19 protein-coding genes, 1 tRNA gene and 1 pseudogene are annotated in these 23,278 nt (G+C 63.0%); 19 read left to right on the top strand and 2 right to left on the bottom strand.

Annotation, left to right across the window (positions count from 1 at the left end; all coding sequences use genetic code 11):
- The 15 genes from RFN30_RS31305 to RFN30_RS31235 all read left to right on the top strand — a co-directional run.
- The coding region (locus RFN30_RS31305) for an EF-Tu C-terminal domain-related protein (RefSeq protein WP_023796029.1) at window positions 1-80 on the top strand (80 nt) is incomplete at its 5' end.
- Window positions 81-319: 239 nt separating this feature from the next.
- Window positions 320-1,981, top strand: coding sequence for a COG3904 family protein (locus tag RFN30_RS31300; protein WP_320265840.1), 1,662 nt, complete (start codon window positions 320-322; stop codon window positions 1,979-1,981).
- Window positions 1,982-2,223: 242 nt separating this feature from the next.
- Window positions 2,224-3,768: a COG3904 family protein gene (locus tag RFN30_RS31295; protein WP_320265842.1), complete on the top strand. Its 1,545-nt coding sequence runs from the start codon at window positions 2,224-2,226 to the stop codon at window positions 3,766-3,768.
- A 101-nt stretch (window positions 3,769-3,869) separates the two neighbouring features.
- On the top strand, window positions 3,870-4,355 hold the full coding sequence (locus RFN30_RS31290) for a group II truncated hemoglobin (protein ID WP_320265839.1): 486 nt from the start codon (window positions 3,870-3,872) through the stop codon (window positions 4,353-4,355).
- Between the two features lie 88 nt (window positions 4,356-4,443).
- Window positions 4,444-4,953: a metal-dependent hydrolase gene (locus tag RFN30_RS31285; protein WP_320265838.1), complete on the top strand. Its 510-nt coding sequence runs from the start codon at window positions 4,444-4,446 to the stop codon at window positions 4,951-4,953.
- A gap of 36 nt (window positions 4,954-4,989) precedes the next feature.
- A tRNA-Trp gene (locus RFN30_RS31280) sits at window positions 4,990-5,065 on the top strand.
- Window positions 5,066-5,424: 359 nt separating this feature from the next.
- A complete protein-coding gene (secE, locus tag RFN30_RS31275) occupies window positions 5,425-5,628 on the top strand; it encodes a preprotein translocase subunit SecE (RefSeq protein WP_320265837.1) in 204 nt (67 codons plus the stop codon).
- A gap of 27 nt (window positions 5,629-5,655) precedes the next feature.
- The gene (nusG, locus tag RFN30_RS31270; protein WP_059189556.1) at window positions 5,656-6,183 is read left to right on the top strand and encodes a transcription termination/antitermination protein NusG; all 528 of its coding nucleotides are present in this window, start codon (window positions 5,656-5,658) and stop codon (window positions 6,181-6,183) included.
- 162 nt (window positions 6,184-6,345) lie between these two features.
- A complete protein-coding gene (gene rplK / locus RFN30_RS31265) occupies window positions 6,346-6,774 on the top strand; it encodes a 50S ribosomal protein L11 (protein ID WP_059189557.1) in 429 nt (142 codons plus the stop codon).
- Between the two features lie 4 nt (window positions 6,775-6,778).
- Window positions 6,779-7,477: a 50S ribosomal protein L1 gene (gene rplA, locus RFN30_RS31260; RefSeq protein ID WP_320265836.1), complete on the top strand. Its 699-nt coding sequence runs from the start codon at window positions 6,779-6,781 to the stop codon at window positions 7,475-7,477.
- A gap of 427 nt (window positions 7,478-7,904) precedes the next feature.
- Entirely contained in the window at window positions 7,905-8,423 is a 519-nt protein-coding gene (rplJ, locus tag RFN30_RS31255) for a 50S ribosomal protein L10 (protein ID WP_066989579.1), read from the top strand.
- A gap of 54 nt (window positions 8,424-8,477) precedes the next feature.
- Window positions 8,478-8,858 (top strand): 50S ribosomal protein L7/L12, encoded by a 381-nt coding sequence (gene rplL, locus RFN30_RS31250; protein WP_066989581.1) that lies wholly within the window; start codon window positions 8,478-8,480, stop codon window positions 8,856-8,858.
- Between the two features lie 264 nt (window positions 8,859-9,122).
- A complete protein-coding gene (gene rpoB / locus RFN30_RS31245) occupies window positions 9,123-13,259 on the top strand; it encodes a DNA-directed RNA polymerase subunit beta (RefSeq protein WP_320265835.1) in 4,137 nt (1,378 codons plus the stop codon).
- A gap of 129 nt (window positions 13,260-13,388) precedes the next feature.
- The gene (gene rpoC, locus RFN30_RS31240) at window positions 13,389-17,585 is read left to right on the top strand and encodes a DNA-directed RNA polymerase subunit beta' (RefSeq protein WP_320265834.1); all 4,197 of its coding nucleotides are present in this window, start codon (window positions 13,389-13,391) and stop codon (window positions 17,583-17,585) included.
- 76 nt (window positions 17,586-17,661) lie between these two features.
- A complete protein-coding gene (locus RFN30_RS31235; protein ID WP_320265833.1) occupies window positions 17,662-18,327 on the top strand; it encodes an O-methyltransferase in 666 nt (221 codons plus the stop codon).
- Window positions 18,328-18,353: 26 nt separating this feature from the next.
- On the opposite strand, the gene RFN30_RS31230 is transcribed toward RFN30_RS31235, so the two are convergent.
- Complete coding sequence (locus tag RFN30_RS31230; RefSeq protein WP_320265832.1) at window positions 18,354-19,283, bottom strand: Gfo/Idh/MocA family protein; 930 nt, start codon at window positions 19,281-19,283, stop codon at window positions 18,354-18,356.
- Between the two features lie 91 nt (window positions 19,284-19,374).
- Entirely contained in the window at window positions 19,375-19,656 is a 282-nt protein-coding gene (locus RFN30_RS31225) for a transcriptional regulator (protein ID WP_320265841.1), read from the bottom strand.
- A gap of 462 nt (window positions 19,657-20,118) precedes the next feature.
- Between RFN30_RS31225 and rpsL the strand changes: the two genes are divergently transcribed.
- From rpsL to RFN30_RS31205, 4 genes and pseudogenes are all read left to right on the top strand, one after another.
- A complete protein-coding gene (gene rpsL, locus RFN30_RS31220; RefSeq protein WP_006202128.1) occupies window positions 20,119-20,490 on the top strand; it encodes a 30S ribosomal protein S12 in 372 nt (123 codons plus the stop codon).
- A 62-nt stretch (window positions 20,491-20,552) separates the two neighbouring features.
- Entirely contained in the window at window positions 20,553-21,023 is a 471-nt protein-coding gene (gene rpsG, locus RFN30_RS31215; RefSeq protein ID WP_320265831.1) for a 30S ribosomal protein S7, read from the top strand.
- Window positions 21,024-21,052: 29 nt separating this feature from the next.
- Window positions 21,053-23,143: an elongation factor G gene (gene fusA, locus RFN30_RS31210; RefSeq protein WP_112131444.1), complete on the top strand. Its 2,091-nt coding sequence runs from the start codon at window positions 21,053-21,055 to the stop codon at window positions 23,141-23,143.
- A 62-nt stretch (window positions 23,144-23,205) separates the two neighbouring features.
- Window positions 23,206-23,278 (top strand): annotated as a pseudogene (locus RFN30_RS31205) (GTP-binding protein); the annotation flags it as partial.

The raw sequence follows: 23,278 nt of genomic DNA, 5'->3' as shown, positions 1-23,278 counted from the left end.
TGGAAGAGAAGCTGCGCTTCGCCATCCGTGAAGGCGGCCGCACCGTCGGTGCCGGCATCGTCGTCACCATCAAGGAATAATCGGCCCGGCTGTCGCCGGTTCGACAAGGAAAGGGCGGCCTTCGGGCCGCCCTTTTTTCGTTTACTGGCTCCGTGCGGAACAACTTTTGCAGGGTTGTTTAAAAGCTATTGCAAGCGCCTCTACCAAAACTATTATCGGTTGTGGCAGGGGGGCTTCGCCAAGCATGATTTCGGGGCATCATTTAAACTGCATATCAAGGCGGTTTCGCGTACTGGTTCGCCTGGTGCCGGTGCTTGCTATGGTGGCGGTGGCCTTCGCTGCAAAGGCCGATGACGTCTTACAGACATGGCCCGATACCATTTGGCACGATCCGTCTTCCGATGGCTTTTCGGACATGCGGTTCATCTTTGCCCGCAGCAGTGCAGTCGGCTGTAAGACCAACTGTCCGGAATGGATTTCAGCGGAAGGCGCCATCACCGCCGGCACGCCGGCTCTGCTCAAGCGGGTGCTGAAAAAGCTCGGCACTCGCAAACTGCCGATCATCGTCAATTCCCCGGGCGGCGATGTCGACGCCGCACTTCAGCTCGGTCGCATCATACGCAAGAACGGGCTCGACATCGCAATCGGCAAGACCGAGTTTTCCGATTGTTGGCCGGGGACGGAGGGTTGCGGAGCCAGCTTCGGTAGGGGCGCTGCCTATTTCGGCGTGGCGTCTGATGGCGGCGCCATGTGCAACTCGGCATGTCCCCTGATGTTTGCGGGCGGCGTTCGCCGCGTAGCCGGTGGCTGGGCTTATCTGGGTGTTCATCAGATCACCACCACTTGGTTTCCCTCCACAAGGCATTTTCGAACCACCTATCAAACCATCCGGGGCAAAAGGTATCAGGTGACCACGGAGACCGTCACCGAAGGCAAAAGTTATAAAACTTATGAGATGAGCAAGGGGTTCGCGCGGAAAATCTCGGCCTATCTTAGGGAGATGGGCGTGGGGCAGGGCGTCCTCGACAAAATGAAGGCGACGCCGGCGAGCGACATTCAGCAGATCACCCTCCACGATATGCTGACGATGAAGCTGGCAACCAGCACGGACACCGTGGAGCTGTTTACCGGCGTAATCCTGTGCATGGGGGACAAACCGGCTCCGAATTGCCGGGAAATATCGGAGAATACCCGGCCGGCCTCGGTGACAACGCCAAAGCCACCGCCTCCCCAACAGGCTGAGGCCCCAATTTCCCAGCCGGCTAAAGCCCCGACTGCCGTGCCGTTCCAAGGAGCGGCAGGAAACGCGGCGCCGGAGATGCGCTTCGTGGTCGTTCGCGGCAGCGATCCGCTCTGCGACCCCGACTGCCCGGAATGGATCTCGGCGGAAGGCGCGATCACGCCTCAAACTCCGCAAAAGCTTCGCCAACTGCTCGCCGCGCTCGGCAACCCGCGGCTTCCTGTTGTCATCAGTTCGCGAGGCGGCGACTTGTTCAGCGCTTTGGCAACGGGGCGGCTTATCCATGAACGCAAGCTCGATGTTGTCGTCGCCCGCACCAATATCTTGGGCTGCAACCCGCCCGGGGCAGGTTGCCTGGACGACAACGGTGCCTATGTCGGGCTGATAAGCCAGTTTGGAGTGGAGTGCGATTCAGCCTGCGCACTCGTGCTTGCCGGCGGCGCCAGACGGCTGGTCGATCCCAAGGCGCGGCTCAGCATGTACTCGATGGGGCAGAAGCGGATCGTTAAAGCCTATCTGGACGAGATGGCGATCAACCCGGGCCTGTTCGCCGCGATAGACCAGAGCTCGGTCGAGCGTCAGCTCGAACCAGACATGATGCTTAAAGTCGGACTGGCGACCGGGCCGGAATCGGCGGCAGCGCTGACTGGCCCCGCTATTTGCAGATCTTCACCTAAGCCGGACAACTGCCGGCTTCCGCCGGCCGCCAACGCCCAGGCAAAGACATCGCCAAAACTTTAGCGTTGCCGCATGAGCCGATGCAGCCGGCAGGTTGGTGTCGCGCCGCTCTTTCAATTCTGTTGCAAGCGGCCTCGCCGCAACTAGTATGGGTTCTACCCGTGGGGGGCTTTGCAAGCTTGGTTCACCGTTCAGACAGCATCCGGTGGTGGCGCGGGCTCATCCGTCTGGGGCTGGCCGTCGCGGTCGGCCTGGCCAGCTTCGCCGTGGAGGCCAAGGACGAGGCGCCCGATCTCGGCCCGCCGATGCGCTTTGCCGTCGTGCGCAGCAGCGCGCCGGGCTGCGAGCCCAATTGCCCCGAGTGGATTTCGGCGGAAGGCACCATCGAGGCCGGCACGCCGGCGCTGTTCAAGCGCCTTTTGAAGGCGCTCGGCGGCCGGCAATTGCCGATCGTCGTCAATTCTCCTGGCGGCAATGTCGACGCCGCGCTTCAGCTCGGCCGCATGATCCGCAAGAACAATCTCGACATTGCGGTGGGCACGACAGAGTTTTCCGGCTGCTCGCCGCAGATGAAGAACTGCCGCGACGATGACAGCAAGGCCGCGCCTTATCTCGGCATCGCCTATGACAGCGGCGCCATGTGCAACTCGGCCTGTCCGCTGATGTTTGCCGGCGGTGTTCGCCGCGTTGTGGGCGAATGGGCCTATCTCGGCGTCCACCAGATCACCACGACATACCACCGGGAAAAGCTGCTTTACCGCACCACCTACAAGATTGTGAACGGCAAGAAGAAGGTCCTCAGCACCAAGGTTGTCAGCCGCAAGAACGCCGGCAGCTACAAGACCTATGAGATGAGCAAGGCGGTCGAGAAGCGGCTGTCCGGCTATCTGAAGGAAATGGGCATCGGGCAGGGCGTGCTTGACGTGATGAAGGCGACGCCGGCAAGCGATATACGGCAGATCGAGCCCGACGACATGCTGGAGATGAAGCTCGTCACCAGCCTCGATTCGCTGGAGCTGATGACCGAAGCAACCATATGTCGGCGCGATCCGGTGCCAGCGAGCTGCCGCGAGATACCGGCCAATGGCAAGGCCAAACCGGTCGAGGTGGCGACGGTCGCGGCCAAGCCGGCTTCCAGCCAGCCGACGGAGGCTGCGTCGCCTTCAAGGCAGGAACAGGAGATGCGCTTCGTCCTCGTTCGCGGCAGCAATCCGCTCTGCGATCCCGATTGCCCGGAATGGATCGCGGCCGAGGGAACGATTGTTGCGACCACGCCCGACAGGCTGCGCGAGCTGCTGGACACGATCGGCGGACGCAGGCTGCCGCTCGTAGTCAACTCACCGGGTGGCGACATACAGGGCGCGCTCGCCGCCGGCCGGCTGATCCGCGAGCGCAGATTGGATGTCGCGGTCGCCCGGACGGATTTTCTCGATTGCGATCCCGGCGCGGCAGGGTGCATTGCCAGCGACGGCCCCCATAGCGGCCTCACCGTCGAAGCCGGCGCCGAATGCGACGCTGCCTGTGCGGTGATGATAGCCGGTGGTTCCAAGCGCTTCGTGGGTGCCGATGCGCATTTCCTCGTGCATGCCATGGGCATGGAGGACAAGGTGAGGGCCTACCTCGAGGAGATGGCGATCGGCTCGGGCTTGTTCGTCGCAATGCAATCCGCCCAATATGCCAAGCACAGGGAACTCAGCCAGGACGAGTTGGCGGAGTTCGGGCTCACCACCGGCCGCCAGTCGGTGGACGCGCTGACCGGCGCCACCATCTGCAAATCGTCGCCCAAGCCCGATAACTGCCGGGTTCTGCCGTCCGCCAATGCCCAGGCGGAGGCTCCCGCCAAGCTCTAGCGCGCCATTCGGCGCCATGCTCGCACTGGCCATGGAGGTAGGTTGAGGCGGCTCCGATCTTGCCGCTATCCTTCCGCGCCACCGATGAAGGAGGACCGGCAATGAGCGAAGACATCCCGACTTTGTTCGAGTGGGCCGGCGGCGGCGAGGCGCTCAACCGGCTGACGCAGACCTTCTACGACAAGGTGGCTCTGGATCCGATCGTCGGCCCGGTGTTCAGGCATATGTCGCCGGATCATCCGGCGCATGTCGCCGCCTTCATCGGTGAGGTCTTCGGTGGACCGAAGACCTATAGCGAAAAGCATGGCGGCCACCGCGAGATGGTCATGCATCATCTCGGCAAGCATCTGACGGAAGAGCAGCGGCGGCGCTGGATCAATCTCCTGGCCGACGCGGCGGACGAGGTCGGCCTGCCTGACGATCCCGAATTTCGTTCCGCCTTCATGGGCTATGTCGAATGGGGATCGCGACTGGCCAAGATGAATTCCAATCTCGGTGAGACCTGCGACCCGGAGACGGAGCCGATGCCCGCCTGGGGCTGGGGCGTGCCGGGCGGGCCGTATAAGCCGCCGGCTGGGAAGTCGTAGCGGAAGATGCTGGGTTTCTGCAAAATTCCGAAAAGATGACGCCGCAAAGAGGCGGCACGGTCGGCGCATCAATGTGAGACCACCTTGCATGCTGATCGCCCATCTCCCGTCGGGCTATATTCTGGGAAGACTAGCGCGAAAACGCTGGCGGGAAGCGCCGGGCATTGTGGCCGCCGCGATGCTCGGCAGCGTCATCCCGGACATTGACATGCTCTATTTTCGCCTGATCGATGGCGGTCGCACCCACCATCACGCCTACATCACGCATTGGCCGTTGTTCTGGGCGGCGATCGGAGCGGCAAGCCTGTCGGTCGGTCGGTTGCTCTATTCACCGCATCTGCCGTCGATCGCCGTCTTCTTTGCCGGAACCATGCTGCATATGGCGCTCGACACTGTGGCATCGCCGATCATGTGGCTGGCGCCGTTCAGTCATCATCCCTTTGAGCTCGTGGCGGTTCCGGCCAGCTACGGGAACTGGGTCCTGAGCTTCGTTCTGCATTGGACTTTTGGACTTGAGCTCGCGATTTGCACCTGGGCCTTGTGGCTCGGATGGCAGCGATTGCCGCTTCCGGTCGACACGCCTCAAAAGGGCACTTGAGTTCTCATCGGCTTTGTGAAATAGCAGCGCCCGTATACGGGCATAGCTCAGTTGGTAGAGCGGCGGTCTCCAAAACCGCAGGTCGTAGGTTCGAGCCCTGCTGCCCGTGCCATTCCTTACATGGCGGATCGAGGATCAGGGCCCCACGCCGTTGAAAACCGGCGGATGGCTTGCCATATAGGGAAATCTGGGGCATAAGGCCCGCATAGCCGGGACGGGACGACTGGATGGTTCCGAGGCGGCGCTCGAACATAAAGCGGAACACTTGCCACTTGCGTGGACCAAGAATCGGTTTTATGTAGACTGAACAGACACGCGACGCGTGGAGCTGGGAAGCCGGCTTTACGCGTCTGATTTGCGTGGGCGAAATGGTAGCGCTGATTCGGCGTCGGCATGGAACCCAGGCGGCACGTCCCGGCCAGCGGGATCATCCAGGAGACCCGGCCAACGGGTCTTGAAGACAGGCGGCACATGGCTTCGAAAACCACAAACCCTTTCACCTTTCTCCAGCAGGTTCGCGGGGAGACGGCCAAGGTGACATGGCCCTCGCGTCGCGAGACCATGATCTCGACGGTGATGGTCCTGGTGTTCGCGGTCATCGCCATGATCTTCTTCTTCGCCGCCGACATAGCCATGGGCTATGCGATCGAGGCGATTCTGGGCCTCGGACATTAAGTTCGGCGATTACGGAGAGGTCGTGAAATGACTGCGCGGTGGTACATCGTCCACGCTTATTCGAACTTCGAGAAGAAGGTCGCCGAGGACATCGAGAACAAGGCCAAGCAGAAGGGCCTGTCGGGCGAGATCGAGCAGATCGTGGTGCCGACCGAGAAGGTCGTCGAGATCCGCCGTGGCCGCAAGGTCGATGCCGAGCGCAAGTTCTTCCCGGGCTATGTGCTCCTGAAGGCCAACCTGACGGACGCCGTTTTCTCTCTGGTCAAGAACACGCCGAAGGTCACCGGCTTCCTGGGCGACTCCAAGCCGGTGCCGATCACCGAAACCGAGGCGCAGCGCATCCTGAACCAGGTGCAGGAAGGCGTCGAGCGGCCGAAGCCCTCGGTCACCTTCGAGATCGGCGAGGCTATCCGCGTTTCGGACGGTCCGTTCGCGTCCTTCAACGGCTTCGTCCAGGAAGTGGACGAGGAGCGGGCGCGCCTCAAGGTGGAAGTTTCGATCTTCGGGCGCGCGGTGCCCGTCGATCTGGAATTCGGACAGGTCGAAAAAGGCTGATCCGAACGTCCCTCAGCCAACAGGCAAAAGGGGCTGGCGGCGCGAAGTAAAGCGTTGCCTTGAACGGGTGGGAGGCGAAAACGGTTTAGCCGGCCGCTGGAACCGCACCACCAGACTGCAACCCGCCGGTGTTTCCCGGCATGAGAAAAGGCAGGAATAGAGATGGCTAAGAAAGTTGCAGGCCAGCTCAAGCTCCAGGTTGCCGCGGGCTCGGCCACGCCGTCGCCCCCGATCGGCCCGGCGCTTGGTCAGCGCGGCATCAACATCATGGAGTTCTGCAAGGCGTTCAACGCGCAGACCCAGGAGCTGGAGAAGGGCTCGCCGATCCCGGTCGTCATCACCTACTACCAGGACAAGTCGTTCACCTTCGTCATGAAGACGCCGCCGGTGAGCTACTTCCTGAAGAAGGCCGCCAATCTGAAGTCGGGCTCGAAGGAGCCGGGCAAGGTCAAGGCCGGCACGATCTCGCGCGACAAGGTGCGCCAGATCGCCGAGCAGAAGATGAAGGACCTGAACGCAAACGACGTCGAGGCGGCCATGCGCATGGTCGAGGGCTCCGCCCGCTCGATGGGCCTGGAAGTGGTGGGCTAAGATCATGGCAAAGATTGCAAAGCGTGTTGCCAAGAGCCGCGAAGGCATCGATCCGAACAAGGCCTATGCGCTCTCCGAGGCGCTGCAGCTGCTCAAGGACCGGTCCACGGTGAAGTTCGACGAGACCGTCGAGATTTCGATGAACCTCGGCGTCGATCCGCGCCATGCCGACCAGATGGTCCGCGGCGTGGTCAACCTGCCGAACGGCACCGGTCGCTCGGTGCGGGTTGCCGTGTTCGCGCGCGGCGACAAGGCCGAGGAAGCCAAGGCGGCCGGCGCCGATATCGTTGGCGCCGAGGACCTGGTCGACATCGTCCAGAAGGGCACGATCGATTTCGATCGCTGCATCGCCACCCCGGACATGATGCCGCTGGTCGGACGCCTGGGTAAGGTGCTCGGCCCGCGCGGCATGATGCCGAACCCGAAGGTCGGCACCGTGACCCCCGATGTCGCGGCTGCGGTCAAGGCTTCGAAGGGCGGCGCCGTCGAGTTCCGCGTCGAGAAGGCCGGCATCGTCCAGGCCGGCGTCGGCAAGGTCTCGTTCGACGTCAAGGCGCTGGAAGAGAATGTGCGGGCCTTCGCCGATGCGGTGAACAAGGCAAAGCCCGCCGGCGCCAAGGGCAACTACGTCAAGAAGGTGTCGGTCACCTCGACGATGGGCCCCGGCCTCAAGCTCGACATCGCGACGCTCGCCGCGTCGTAAGTGTCGCCTGACCGGCTTCAGGCCGGTCGCTAGAGCATGATCCCGAAAAGTGGGAACCGGTTTTCGGAAAAGATCATGCTCCAGCAAACAAGAATTCCGGACCGCCGATCCGTCGGCGGCCCGGTAACCCGGAGGCCGAAAGGTTTCCGGATATCCTGTCCGAGATTGCAGGCGGCCCAAAAGCCTTAATTCGTATGGGCCTGCATGAGACGGGTGAAGACCCGACAAAGGAGCGACAAGCTCCAATGAAAGGTTCGAACCGTGTTTGCCTTTTGTCAGCGCATCGCCGGCTTTGCCGTAGGTGTGGCGAAAGGGGGCAGGATCCTCGAGCGCCGTTCGGGAGATCCGTTATTGGATGGCCCGGCCGGCAAAAGGCAACCCGACTTCTGACCTCGAGAATGGGGCAGGGGTCAACTGGAGATAGGCAGTGGACAGAGCGGAAAAACGCGAACTCGTCACGGGCCTGAACGAAGCGTTCTCGAACGCGGGTTCAGTCGTCGTGGCCCACTACGCCGGTATCACCGTCGCGCAAATGAACGACCTTCGGTCGAAGATGCGCGCCGCCGGTGGCACCGTCAAAGTCGCGAAGAACCGTCTCGCCAAGATCGCTCTTCAGGGCACGGACTCCGCATCGATCGTCGATCTGTTCAAGGGACAGACGCTGATCGCTTATTCGGAGGATCCGGTTGCGGCGCCGAAGATCGCGTCCGAGTTCGCCAAAGGGAATGACAAGCTGATCATTCTCGGTGGCGCGATGGGCTCGACCTCGCTCAACGCCGACGGTGTCAAGGCACTCGCCACGATGCCGTCGCTCGACGAGCTGCGCGCCAAGCTGGTTGGCATGATCGCCACGCCGGCAACCCGGATCGCCCAGATCGTCAATGCGCCCGCGGCTTCGGTCGCGCGCGTCATCGGCGCTTACGCCCGGAAGGACGAGGCGGCATGAGGCCGTTCCTCGCTGTCAACAACACACGTTCGAACCAAGTAAAGGAATATCAAAATGGCTGATCTGGCAAAGATCGTAGACGACCTTTCGAAGCTGACCGTCCTCGAGGCGGCCGAGCTGTCGAAGCTCCTGGAAGAGAAGTGGGGCGTTTCGGCCGCTGCTCCGGTGGCGGTTGCCGCCGCTGGCGGTGGCGCTGCCGCTGCTGCTGCCCCGGCTGAAGAGAAGACGGAATTCGACGTCGTTCTCGCCGACGCCGGCGCTCAGAAGATCAACGTCATCAAGGAAGTCCGCGCCATCACCGGCCTTGGCCTCAAGGAAGCCAAGGACCTGGTCGAAGCGGCTCCGAAGCCGGTCAAGGAAGGCGTTTCCAAGGCCGACGCCGACAAGTTCAAGGCTCAGCTGGAAGCAGCTGGCGCCAAGGTCGAGCTGAAGTAAGCCTTACGGCCGAGGGCGGGCGGCTCGCGCCGTCCGCCCCCTCCCTTGACGAAGGGAGGCTTCGTTGCGCGAGACGTTTGAAAACCTCTTTCCTGAGGGCCGGAAGCGGCCTTCAGGAAACGGGTTTTCTCCCGTTTTAACCGGCAGCCGCCAAGCAATTGGAAGGCAGCCGGAAAAACAGACAGGGGCAGCCGGCGAGGCGGCCCGTTGGTGCAAGGCGAACCGCGGCGAGGTTCGTCCCGAGTTTTGAGCTAAGGAGCGACGATGGCCCAGACCCAGACTTTCAATGGCCGCAGACGCGTACGCAAGTTCTTCGGAAAGATCCCGGAAGTTGCGGAGATGCCGAACCTAATCGAGGTTCAGAAGGCATCTTATGACCAGTTCCTGATGGTGGACGAGCCCAAGGGCGGGCGTCCTGACGAGGGACTGCAGGCCGTTTTCAAGTCGGTCTTCCCGATCTCCGATTTTTCCGGCTCCTCGATGCTGGAATTCGTGAAGTATGAGTTCGAAGGACCGAAATTCGACGTTGACGAATGCCGTCAGCGCGACCTGACCTATGCCGCGCCGCTGAAGGTGACGCTGCGCCTCATCGTGTTCGATATCGACGAGGATACCGGCGCGAAGTCGATCAAGGACATCAAGGAGCAGGACGTCTATATGGGCGACATGCCGCTCATGACGTCGAACGGCACCTTCATCGTCAACGGCACCGAGCGCGTCATCGTCTCGCAGATGCACCGCTCGCCGGGCGTCTTCTTCGACCATGACAAGGGCAAGTCGCACTCGTCGGGCAAGCTTCTGTTTGCCGCGCGCGTCATCCCCTACCGCGGCTCGTGGCTCGACATCGAGTTCGACTCCAAGGACGTCGTGCACGCCCGCATCGACCGCCGCCGCAAGATTCCGGTGACGTCGCTTCTGATGGCGCTCGGCATGGACGGCGAGGAGATTCTGTCGACGTTCTACAACAAGATCACCTACAAGCGCGCCGGCGACCACTGGCGCATCCCGTTCAACGTCGAGCGTTTCCGCGGCCTGAAGGCCGTCGGCGACCTGGTCGACGCGGACACGGGCGAGATCGTCGTCGAGGCCGGCAAGAAGATCACCGCCCGCCAGGCCCGCCAGCTCGGCGAGAAGGGCCTCAAGGCGATCAAGGCGACCGACGAGGACCTGCTCGGCAACTACCTGGCCGAGGACATCGTCAACTACGCCACCGGCGAGATCTTCCTCGAGGCCGGCGACGAGATCGACGACAAGACGCTGAAGGTGCTGCTCGGTACCGGCGAGGACGAGATCCAGATCCTCGACATCGACCACGTCAATGTCGGCGCCTACATCCGCAACACTTTAGCCGTCGACAAGAACGAGAGCCGCCAGGACGCGCTGTTCGATATCTACCGCGTCATGCGTCCGGGCGAGCCGCCGACGCTCGAGACCGCCGAAGCCATGTTCAACTCGCTGTTCTTCGACAGCGAGCGCTACGACCTGTCGGCCGTCGGCCGCGTCAAGATGAACATGCGCCTCGAGCTCAAGGCCGAGGACACCGTGCGCGTGCTGCGCAAGGAAGACATCCTGGCCGTGGTCAAGACGCTGGTGGAGCTGCGCGACGGCAAGGGCGAGATCGACGACATCGACAATCTCGGCAACCGCCGCGTGCGCTCGGTCGGCGAGCTGATGGAGAACCAGTACCGCGTCGGCCTGCTGCGCATGGAGCGCGCGATCAAGGAGCGCATGTCCTCGATCGAGATCGACACGGTCATGCCGCAGGACCTGATCAACGCCAAGCCGGCGGCCGCCGCCGTGCGCGAGTTCTTCGGCTCCTCGCAGCTGTCGCAGTTCATGGACCAGACCAATCCGCTGTCGGAGATCACCCACAAGCGCCGCCTGTCGGCCCTTGGACCGGGCGGTCTGACCCGCGAGCGCGCCGGCTTCGAGGTGCGCGACGTGCACCCGACGCATTACGGCCGCATCTGCCCGATCGAGACTCCGGAAGGCCCGAATATCGGTCTGATCAACTCGCTGGCCACTTTCGCGCGCGTCAACAAGTACGGCTTCATCGAGAGCCCGTACCGCAAGATCGTCAACGGCAAGCTGACCAATGAAGTCGTCTATCTGTCGGCGATGGAAGAGGCCAAGCACCATGTCGCGCAGGCCAATGCCGAGCTCGACAAGAGCGGCAGCTTCGTCGACGAGTTCGTCATCTGCCGCAACGCCGGCGAGGTGATGATGGCGCCGCGCGAGAACGTCGACCTGATGGACGTGTCGCCGAAGCAGATGGTGTCGGTGGCCGCGGCCCTCATCCCGTTCCTCGAGAACGACGACGCCAACCGCGCGCTGATGGGCTCGAACATGCAGCGTCAGGCCGTGCCGCTGGTGCGCGCAGAGGCGCCGTTCGTCGGCACCGGCATGGAGCCGGTCGTCGCCCGTGACTCGGGCGCCGCCATCGGCGCCCGCCGCGGCGGCGTGGTCGACCAGGTGGACGCCACCCGTATCGTCATCCGCGCCACGGAAGATCTCGACCCGGGCAAGTCCGGCGTCGACATCTACCGGCTGATGAAGTTCCAGCGTTCGAACCAGAACACCTGCATCAACCAGCGTCCGCTGGTGCGTGTCGGCGATCGGGTGAACAAGGGCGACATCATCGCCGACGGTCCGTCGACCGAGCTCGGCGATCTGGCGCTCGGCCGCAACGTGCTGGTCGCGTTCATGCCGTGGAACGGCTACAACTACGAGGACTCGATCCTGCTCTCCGAGCGCATCGTGGCCGACGACGTCTTCACCTCGATCCACATCGAGGAGTTCGAAGTCATGGCCCGCGACACCAAGCTCGGACCGGAGGAAATCACGCGCGACATTCCGAACGTCTCGGAAGAAGCGCTGAAGAACCTCGATGAGGCCGGCATCGTCTATATCGGCGCGGAAGTTCAGCCGGGCGACATCCTGGTCGGCAAGATCACGCCGAAGGGCGAAAGCCCGATGACGCCGGAAGAAAAGCTGCTGCGCGCCATCTTCGGCGAGAAGGCCTCGGACGTTCGCGACACCTCCATGCGCATGCCTCCGGGCACCTTCGGCACGGTCGTCGAAGTGCGCGTCTTCAACCGCCACGGCGTCGAGAAGGACGAGCGCGCCATGGCGATCGAGCGCGAGGAGATCGAGCGTTTGGCCAAGGACCGCGACGACGAGCAGGCGATCCTCGACCGCAACGTCTATTCGCGCCTGTCCGACATGCTCGTCGGCAAGGAAGCGATCGCCGGGCCGAAGGGCTTCAAGAAGGGCTCGAAGCTGTCGAAGGACACGCTCGACGAGTATCCGCGCTCGCAGTGGTGGCAGTTCGCGGTGGAAAACGAAAAGCTCCAGAGCGAGCTGGAAGCGCTGCGCGGCCAGTACGACGATTCCAAGAAGGCGCTCGAGCAGCGCTTCATGGACAAGGTCGAGAAGGTGCAGCGCGGCGACGAAATGCCTCCGGGCGTCATGAAGATGGTCAAGGTCTTCGTGGCGGTGAAGCGCAAGATGCAGCCGGGCGACAAGATGGCCGGCCGTCACGGCAACAAGGGTGTCGTGTCGCGCATCGTTCCGGTCGAGGACATGCCTTTCCTCGAGGACGGCACGCATGCCGATATCGTGCTCAACCCGCTGGGTGTGCCGAGCCGCATGAATGTCGGCCAGATCCTGGAAACGCATCTGGGCTGGGCCTGCGCAGGCATGGGCAGGAAGATCGGCGAGCTGATCGACGCCTACAAGGGTGGCGGCGACATCAAGCCGTTGCGCAAGACGCTGGAAAGCTTCATGCCCGCCAACGACCGCAACGAGCCGATCCGCGAGTATGACGACGAGAGCATCATTCGCCTGAGCGAGCAGATGCGCCGCGGCGTCTCCATCGCGACCCCGGTGTTCGACGGCGCGCACGAGGCCGACATCAACACCATGCTGGAGCAGGCTGGCCTGCACACCAGCGGTCAGTCGCAGCTCTATGACGGCCGCACCGGCGAGCCGTTCGATCGCAAAGTGACGATGGGCTACATCTATATGCTCAAGCTTCACCACCTGGTGGACGACAAGATCCACGCGCGCTCGATCGGTCCGTACTCGCTCGTCACCCAGCAGCCGCTGGGCGGCAAGGCGCAGTTCGGCGGCCAGCGCTTCGGCGAAATGGAGGTCTGGGCGCTGGAAGCTTATGGCGCCGCCTACACGCTGCAGGAAATGCTGACGGTGAAGTCGGACGATGTCGCCGGCCGCACCAAAGTCTACGAAGCGATCGTCAGAGGCGACGACACGTTCGAGGCCGGCATCCCCGAGAGCTTCAACGTTCTCGTCAAGGAAATGCGCTCTCTCGGCCTCAATGTCGAACTGGAGAACACCAAGTTCGAAGACGCTCCTGTCCGGCTGCCCGACGCGGCCGAATAAGGCAATGGCGCGCCGCGAAACCATGCGGCGCGCCCCTCAAATTCTCGGCCGGTCAGGCCGGCCAGTCTGCGGGCATTCGGCCCGCGCTCGATGCAAGGGGTTTTCGAGGACCCCGAAAAGGAGAACGGCATGAACCAAGAGGTCATGAATCTCTTCAACCCCCAGGCGCCTGCGCAGGTGTTCGATTCCATCCGGATCTCGCTCGCCAGCCCTGAGAAGATTCTGTCCTGGTCGTTCGGTGAGATCAAAAAGCCGGAGACCATCAACTACCGCACCTTCAAGCCGGAGCGTGACGGTCTGTTCTGCGCGCGCATTTTTGGTCCGATCAAGGACTACGAGTGCCTGTGCGGCAAGTACAAGCGCATGAAGTACAAGGGCGTCATCTGCGAGAAGTGCGGCGTCGAAGTCACGCTGTCGCGCGTCCGCCGCGAGCGCATGGGCCATATCGAGCTCGCCGCGCCCGTCGCCCACATCTGGTTCCTGAAGTCGCTGCCCTCGCGTATCGGCACGCTGCTCGACATGACGCTGAAGGATATCGAGCGCGTCCTCTACTTCGAGAACTATATCGTCACCGAGCCTGGCCTCACCGCGCTGAAGGAGCACCAGCTGCTCAGCGAGGAAGAGTACATGCTGGCCGTCGACGAGTATGGCGAGGATTCCTTCACCGCCATGATCGGCGCCGAAGCCATCCACGACCTGCTTGCCGGCATGGACCTGGAGAAGATCGCCGGCGACCTGCGTTCGGAGCTGGCTTCGACCTCGTCCGAGCTCAAGCAGAAGAAGCTCCTGAAGCGGCTCAAGGTCGTCGAGAACTTCATGGAATCCGGCAACCGTCCGGAATGGATGATCATGAAGGTGGTTCCGGTGATCCCGCCGGACCTGCGCCCGCTGGTCCCGCTGGACGGCGGCCGCTTCGCCACGTCGGATCTCAACGACCTCTATCGCCGGGTCATCAACCGCAACAATCGTTTGAAGCGGCTGATCGAGCTGCGCGCGCCGGGCATCATCGTGCGCAACGAAAAGCGCATGCTGCAGGAGGCCGTCGACGCGCTGTTCGACAACGGCCGCCGCGGCCGCGTCATCACCGGCGCCAACAAGCGCCCGCTGAAGTCGCTGTCCGACATGCTGAAGGGCAAGCAGGGCCGGTTCCGCCAGAACCTGCTCGGCAAGCGCGTCGACTATTCCGGCCGCTCGGTCATCGTGACCGGTCCGGAGCTCAAGCTGCATCAGTGCGGCCTGCCGAAGAAGATGGCGCTGGAACTGTTCAAGCCCTTCATCTACGCCCGCCTCGACGCCAAGGGCTTCTCCTCGACCGTCAAGCAGGCGAAGAAGCTGGTCGAGAAGGAGCGTCCGGAGGTTTGGGATATCCTCGACGAGGTCATCCGCGAGCACCCCGTGCTGCTTAACCGCGCGCCGACGCTGCACCGCCTCGGCATCCAGGCGTTCGAGCCGATCCTGATCGAAGGCAAGGCGATCCAGCTGCATCCGCTGGTCTGCACGGCCTTCAACGCCGACTTCGACGGTGACCAGATGGCGGTCCACGTGCCGCTGTCGCTGGAAGCGCAGCTCGAAGCCCGCGTGCTGATGATGTCGACCAACAACATCCTGCACCCGGCTTCCGGCGCGCCGATCATCGTGCCGTCGCAGGACATGGTTCTCGGTCTGTACTATCTGTCGATCGTCAACCAGAACGAGCCGGGCGAGGGCATGGTGTTCGCCGACATGGGCGAGCTCCAGCATGCGCTGGAGACCAAGGCCGTGACGCTGCACGCCAAGATCAAGGGCCGCTTCCGCACGGTCGACGCCGAAGGCAAGACGGTGTCGAAGATCTACGACACCACGCCTGGCCGCATGATCATCGGCGAGCTTCTGCCGAAGAACGTCAACGTGCCGTACGACATCGCCAACCAGGAGATGACCAAGAAGAACATCTCCAAGATGATCGACACCGTCTACCGCCACTGCGGTCAGAAGGAGACGGTCATCTTCTGCGACCGCATCATGGCCCTCGGCTTCGCCCATGCCTGCCGCGCCGGCATTTCGTTCGGCAAGGACGACATGCTGATCCCGGACACCAAGCTGAAGCTGGTGTCCGAGACCGAGGCTTTGGCCAAGGAATACGAGCAGCAGTACAATGATGGCCTGATCACCCAGGGCGAGAAGTATAACAAGGTGGTCGACGCCTGGGCCAAGTGCTCGGAAAAGGTCGCCGACGAGATGATGGCCCGCATCAAGGCCGTCGAGTTCGAGGACAACGGCCGTCAGAAGCCGATGAACTCGATCTACATGATGTCGCATTCGGGTGCGCGTGGTTCGCCCACCCAGATGCGCCAGCTCGCCGGCATGCGCGGCCTGATGGCCAAGCCTTCGGGCGAGATCATCGAGACGCCGATCATCTCGAACTTCAAGGAAGGCCTCACCGTGCTCGAGTACTTCAACTCGACCCACGGCGCCCGCAAGGGTCTGGCCGACACCGCGTTGAAGACGGCGAATTCGGGTTATCTGACCCGCCGTCTGGTCGACGTGGCGCAGGACTGCATCGTCAATTCGCTGGATTGCGGCACCGACAAGGGCCTCACCATGCAGCCGATCGTCGATGCCGGTCAGATCGTCGCCTCGGTCGGCCAGCGCGTGCTTGGCCGCACGGCGCTCGACGACATCAACCACCCGGTCACCGGCGAAGTGCTGGTCAAGGCCGGCAAGCTGATGGACGAGCGCGACGTTGAACAGATCGAGAAGGCCGGCGTGCAGTCGGTCCGCATCCGCTCGGCGCTGACCTGCGAGGTCAGGACCGGCGTCTGCGCGGTCTGCTACGGTCGCGATCTTGCCCGCGGCACGCCCGTCAACCAGGGCGAGGCCGTCGGCGTCATCGCGGCGCAGTCGATCGGCGAGCCGGGCACCCAGCTCACCATGCGCACCTTCCACATGGGCGGCACCGCGCAGGTGGTGGACTCTTCGTTCCTCGAGGCCTCCTATGAGGGCAAGGTCGAGATCCGCAACCGCAACGTGGTGCGCAACTCCGAAGGCCAGCAGATGGTCATGGGCCGCAACATGGCGGTTCTGATCCTCGACGAGGCCGGCAAGGAGCGGGCCACGCACCGCGTCGCCTACGGCTCGCGCATCTTCGTGGACGACGGTGACAAGGTGAAGCGCGGCCAGCGCATCGCCGAGTGGGATCCTTACACCCGTCCGATCCTCACCGAAATCGAGGGCAAGGTTGCGTTCGAGGATCTGGTCGACGGCATCTCCGTTCAGGAGACGGCCGACGAGTCGACCGGCATCACCAAGCGCGAGGTCATCGACTGGCGTTCGACGCCGCGCGGCAGCGACCTGAAGCCGGCGATCGTCGTGCAGGACGCCAAGGGCAAGGTGGGCAAGCTGTCGAAGGGCGGCGATGCGCGCTTCCTGCTCTCGGTCGAGGCCATCCTCTCGGTCGAGCCGGGCGCGCATGTCCGTCCGGGCGACGTGCTGGCGCGTATCCCGATGGAAAGCGCCAAGACCAAGGACATCACCGGTGGTCTGCCGCGTGTTGCCGAACTGTTCGAGGCTCGCCGTCCGAAGGATCACGCCATCATCGCCGAGATCGATGGCACGGTCCGCTTCGGCCGCGACTACAAGAACAAGCGCCGCATCATCATCGAGCCGCATGACTCGACGCTGGAGCCGGTCGAGTACCTGATCCCGAAGGGCAAGCCGTTCCATCTGCAGGACGGCGACGTCATCGAGAAGGGCGACTACATCCTCGACGGCAACCCGGCGCCGCACGACATCTTGGCGATCAAGGGCGTGGAGGCGCTTGCGTCCTACCTCGTCAACGAGATCCAGGAGGTCTATCGTCTGCAGGGCGTGTCGATCAACGACAAGCACATCGAGGTGATCGTTCGCCAGATGCTGCAGAAGGTCGAGATCACCACGCAGGGCGACTCGACCTACATTCCGGGCGACCACGTCGACGTGATCGAGCTGGAAGAGGTCAACGAGCGGCTGATCGAGGACGGCAAGAAGCCGGCCGAAGGCCAGCCGGTGCTGCTCGGCATCACCAAGGCCTCGCTGCAGACGCCGTCCTTCATCTCGGCCGCCTCCTTCCAGGAGACGACCAGGGTGCTGACCGAGGCTGCGGTTGCCGGCAAGACCGACATGCTGCAGGGCCTGAAGGAAAACGTCATCGTCGGCCGTCTGATCCCGGCCGGCACCGGCGGCACGATGAGTCAGATCCGGCGCATCGCCACCTCGCGCGACGAACTCATCATCGACGAGCGCCGCAAGGCCTCCGGTGTCGAGGTCGCCGAGCCGATGCTGACCAACATGGTCAACGCCGCGCAGTAAGCGCGGATGGAACGAGAGAAAGAAAAGGGGCCCGCGTGGCCCCTCTTTGCATTCCGGTTACCAACGAGGAAGAACCATGAGCGCCAGGACCTGGACGGCCGTCGACGACTATATCGTTTCCTCTCTTTTCGATGCGGATGCGGCACTTGACGCGGTGCTTGCAGCCAACCGCGCGCAGGGCCTGCCGGCAATCGACGTCTCTGCCGCGCAAGGCAAATTGCTTTCGCTGCTGGTACGGATTGGCGGTGCGAAAAAAGTGCTCGAGATCGGCACGCTCGGCGGCTACTCGACTATCTGGATGGCAAGGGGATTGCCTGCCGACGGGAAGGTCGTGACGCTGGAGCTCGACCCGCACCACGCCAAGGTCGCGCGCTCCAACTTCGAGCGGGCAGGGGTTTCGGACAAGGTCGATCTGCGGATTGGTCCGGCGCTTCAATCACTGGCTGAACTGAGCCGCGAGAATACGGGTCCGTTCGACCTGATCTTCATCGACGCCGATAAGCCGAACAACCCGAACTATCTCACTTGGGCGATGCGGCTTTCGCGTCCGGGGACGGTTATCGTCTGCGACAACGTGATCCGCGACGGCGCGGTCGTGAAGAAGGACAGCGGCGATGCCAATGTCGAAGGCGCCCGCGCGGCGTTTGCCTTGATCGGCGGCGAGAAGCGGCTGGATGGCACCGCCATCCAGACCGTCGGCGCCAAGGGCTATGACGGCTTTGCGATTGCGATCGTGGACTGACGCGGCGCGGCGTCAGTTCCTCCAACTCAATCGAAGAACGGCTCGACCACGTTGCGCTTGCCGAGCATGAAGGCATCGGCGACGTGCTGCAGCGGTGCAAGGTCGACATCCGACACGCCGGCCCGCACGATCTCGGCAAAACGCTGGTAGAGCATCGGGTATTCCGCTTCCGGCTCGTCATGGATGACCTTGCCGTCGACGGCGAGTTTTGCGCCGCCGCCCGAAAGCACCATCTTGCCCTTGTCGGTCTCGGCCAGGATGTCCCAGCTCTGCGGGCCGGTCTGCAACCAGTCGAGTTCCATCGTCACCGGCAGCCCGTTCGAGGTGCGGAAGCTGACATGCGCCGCGACCGGCGAGGCGCGGTTCTCGGGGAAGTCGAGCACGGCCGAGGTGATGAACATCGGTGGCAGGATGTGGGTGGCGATCGACAGCGCGTTGATGCCCGGATCGAACACACCGAAGCCGCCCGGCGCCCAGATCCATTCCTGGTTCGGGTGCCAGCGGCGCACGTCCTCTTTCCAATTGATGGTGGCCGAGCTGATTTTCGCAGACGCCAGGAAGGCGCGGGCGGCCTCGACCGCCGGCGCATAGCGCGAATGCCAGCTGGCGAAGAGCGAGACGCCGTTCTTCGCGGCAATTGCCTTCAGGTCCTCGACCTCGCTGACGGTGGCGCCCGGCGGCTTCTCCATGAAGACGTGCTTCCTTGATTCAAGCGCCGTGCGCGCTGCGTCATAGCGGAATTGCGGCGGCATGCAGAGCGAGACGGCTTCCAGGCCGGGCTCGGCGTCGAGCATCGCCTCGATCGTCGGATAGTTCGGGATGCCGTCGACCTTGCCGTGCCGGCTGGCCGCGGCGGCAAGCTGATAGCTGGCGTCCTTGGCGAGCGCTGGGAGGTGCTGATCGCGGACGATCTTTCCCACGCCGACGATACCGAGCCTGATGGGATTGCTGGTCATAGGAGCTCCGAGGATTTTGGGTGAGACCTTCTAGGCAGGACAAAAGTGCCCGGCAAGCTGGCGAATGGGAGGCGTTCCGGCCGCCTGCGGATTAGCTCGGTTCGTCGAAGGTAACGATCGACACTTCACCTTCAAGCGCGCCCTGATAGGCCGACAGATGCGGCTCTTCGTCGGGCACGCCTTCCATGTCGCCGATCTGATCCAGCTCGGCTTCCGCGAATCCTTCGGCTGCGAGCGATTCGAGCGCGCGGCGCACGGCAGAATCATCGTCGGGCGCGACCAGCATCACATGCACGCCTTCCGGCTTGCCGCCCTTGCGCCGCCAAACCCGGCCCGTGATGATGGTGACCGGGCGCTCTTCATTATCGTTCACAGGCTGATTCCTCCGGAAGAGGGGGTTTTTGCCGTTCATCCCGCCTTTTTGCACGAAGCCGGCCGAGATGACAGGCGAAAGCCGGTCACTTTCTTCCCCGCTCTTGAAAAAAGACGCAAGAAAATTACATGCGTTTTCCGCATGGCTGCCAAGCTCCGGATCGGGCGCAATATTTGCCGTTCCGGGGTTGACGGATATCAGCCTTGCGAGTAGAAGCCGCCACGTCAGAACCGATGTGAGACTTGCCTTTCCGAGGCGACGCGCCTTGGAGTTTGCCTCAAACAGGGTTCGTTTTACGAGCGAAAAGACATCTCCGGCGCGCATGAAGCGGCTTCCGCTTCCTCTGCAATTTGTTCGGGCAGGACCGCGAGGCGCGGTGTGTTGCCCGAATTTGCGTATGGAAATGACGCTTTGAGCGGCCCTGACAGGGCAAGACACGGAATTGAGAGACAAGAGGGTTTAATGCCTACCGTCAACCAGCTGATCCGCAAGCCGCGCCTGGCGCCGGTGAAGCGCAACAAGGTCCCGGCCATGCAGCAGAACCCGCAGAAGCGGGGCGTCTGCACGCGCGTCTACACCACGACGCCGAAGAAGCCGAACTCGGCGCTGCGCAAGGTGGCCAAGATCCGCCTGACCAATGGTTTCGAAGTGATCGGCTACATCCCGGGCGAAGGCCATAACCTTCAGGAGCACTCGGTGGTCATGATCCGCGGCGGCCGCGTCAAGGATTTGCCGGGCGTCCGCTATCACATCATCCGCGGCGTGCTCGACACGCAGGGTGTGAAGAACCGCAAGCAGCGCCGTTCGAAATACGGTGCCAAGCGTCCGAAGTAAGGGTTTCCGGCTTCGGCGCTTTTTTTGACTGCGCCGTGCCACGAGATTGAGAGACAAAAGCCATGTCCCGTCGTCACAGTGCAGAAAAGCGTGAGATCAACCCGGACCCCAAGTTCGGCGACCTGGTCGTCACCAAGTTCATGAACGCCGTCATGTATGACGGCAAGAAGTCGGTTGCCGAGACGATCGTCTACGGCGCGCTGGACCAGGTCCGGGCCAAGACCAAGCAGGAGCCGGTCGCCGTCTTCCACCAGGCGCTCGACAATGTCGCGCCTCACGTGGAAGTGCGCTCGCGTCGCGTCGGCGGCGCCACCTACCAGGTTCCGGTCGACGTGCGCCCCGAGCGCCGTCAGGCGCTGGCCATCCGCTGGCTGATCGCCGCCGCTCGCAACCGCAACGAGACCACGATGGTCGACCGCCTCTCGGGCGAGCTGATGGACGCGGCCAACAACCGCGGCACGGCCGTCAAGAAGCGTGAAGACACCCACAAGATGGCAGAAGCCAACCGCGCCTTCGCGCACTACCGCTGGTAAAGCGCGAACGAGACTGAGAGGCACCTCCCATGGCCCGCGAATACAAAATCGAAGACTATCGCAATTTCGGTATCATGGCGCATATCGACGCCGGCAAGACGACGACGACCGAGCGCGTCCTGTATTACACGGGCAAGTCGCACAAGATCGGCGAAGTCCATGACGGCGCTGCCACCATGGACTGGATGGAGCAGGAGCAGGAACGCGGCATCACCATCACGTCGGCTGCCACCACGACCTTCTGGAAGGGTCGTGACGGCAAGATGCGCCGCTTCAACATCATCGACACTCCCGGACACGTGGACTTCACCATCGAGGTCGAGCGTTCGCTGCGCGTGCTCGACGGCGCCATCGCGCTGCTCGATGCCAACGCCGGCGTCGAGCCGCAGACCGAGACCGTATGGCGCCAGGCCGACAAGTATCATGTGCCGCGCATGATCTTCTGCAACAAGATGGACAAGATCGGCGCCGACTTCTACCGCTCGGTGGAAATGATCGGCTCGCGCCTCGGCGCGCAGGCCGTCGTCATGCAGCTGCCGATCGGCGCCGAGACCGAGTTCAAGGGTGTCGTCGACCTCGTCGAGATGAACGCGCTTGTCTGGCGCGACGAGACGCTGGGCGCCGCCTGGGACGTCGTCGAGATCCCGGCCGACCTTAAGGAGAAGGCCGCGCAGTACCGCGAGAAGATGATCGAGGCCGCCGTCGAGATGGACGAGACGGCGCTCGAGAATTACCTCGAAGGCAACATGCCCTCGAATGACGAGATCCGCGCGCTGATCCGCAAGGGCACCATCGCCGTCAAGTTCTTCCCGATGTTCTGCGGCTCTGCCTTCAAGAACAAGGGCGTACAGCCTCTGCTCGACGCCGTCGTCGAGTACCTGCCGTCGCCGATCGACGTGCCGGCCATCAAGGGCGTCGACGCCAAGACGGACGCCGAGATCGAGCGTCATGCCGATGACAACGAGCCGCTGTCGATGCTGGCGTTCAAGATCATGAACGACCCGTTCGTCGGCTCGCTGACCTTCGCCCGCATCTATTCGGGCAAGCTCACCAAGGGCACCTCGCTCGATAACACCGTGAAGGGCAAGAAGGAGCGCATCGGCCGCATGCTGCAGATGCATGCGAACTCGCGCGCCGACATCGAGGAAGCCTACGCCGGCGACATCGTGGCGCTGGCCGGCCTCAAGGACACGACCACCGGCGACACGCTCTGCGATCCGCTGCACCCGGTCATCCTCGAGCGCATGGAATTCCCCGATCCGGTCATCCAGATCGCCATCGAGCCGAAGACCAAGAACGACCAGGAGAAGATGGGCCTCGCCCTGCATCGCCTGGCGGCCGAGGATCCGTCCTTCCGCGTCAAGACCGACGAGGAAAGCGGCCAGACCATCATCGCCGGCATGGGCGAACTGCATCTCGACATCATCGTCGACCGCATGCGCCGCGAGTTCAAGGTGGAAGCCAATGTCGGTGCTCCGCAGGTGGCCTATCGCGAGACGATCACCCGCACGCACGAGCAGGACTACACGCACAAGAAGCAGACCGGCGGTACCGGCCAGTTCGCGCGCGTCAAGATCCTGTTCGAGCCGAACACCGAGAGCGAAGAGTTCGTGTTCGAGTCCAAGATCGTCGGCGGCGCGGTGCCGAAGGAATACATCCCCGGCGTCGAGAAGGGCATCCAGAGCGTCATGGGCTCCGGTCCGTTCGCGGGCTTCCCGATGATCGGCGTCAAGGCCACCCTGATCGACGGCGCCTTCCACGACGTCGACTCCTCGGTGCTGGCGTTCGAAATCGCGTCCCGCGCCTGCTTCAAGGAAGCAGCTCCCCGGCTCGGCGTGCAGTTGCTGGAGCCGATCATGAAGGTCGAGGTCGTGACGCCGGAAGACTATGTCGGCGGCGTCATCGGCGACCTCAACGGCCGTCGTGGCCAGATCCAGGGTCAGGAAGCGCGTGGCGTGGCGGTCGTCATCAACGCCATGGTGCCTTTGGCCAACATGTTTAAGTACGTCGACAATCTGCGCTCGATGTCGCAGGGCCGCGCCCAGTACACGATGCAGTTCGACCACTACGAACCGGTTCCGACCGCGGTCGCCCAGGAAGTCCAGAAGAAATACGCGTAACTCGAGCGGGTTGCACGAGACCTTAATTTGAGCCCCGCACGGGCAAGGAATGGAGACATCACATGGCAAAAGGTAAATTCGAGCGCACCAAGCCGCATGTGAACATTGGCACGATCGGCCACGTCGATCATGGCA

It is taken from the genome of Mesorhizobium dulcispinae (assembly GCF_033977345.1).
GTDB classification, from domain to species: domain Bacteria; phylum Pseudomonadota; class Alphaproteobacteria; order Rhizobiales; family Rhizobiaceae; genus Mesorhizobium; species Mesorhizobium dulcispinae.
Note: the sequence above shows the minus strand (reverse complement) of the source record. Positions and strands in the feature narration are given on the sequence as shown.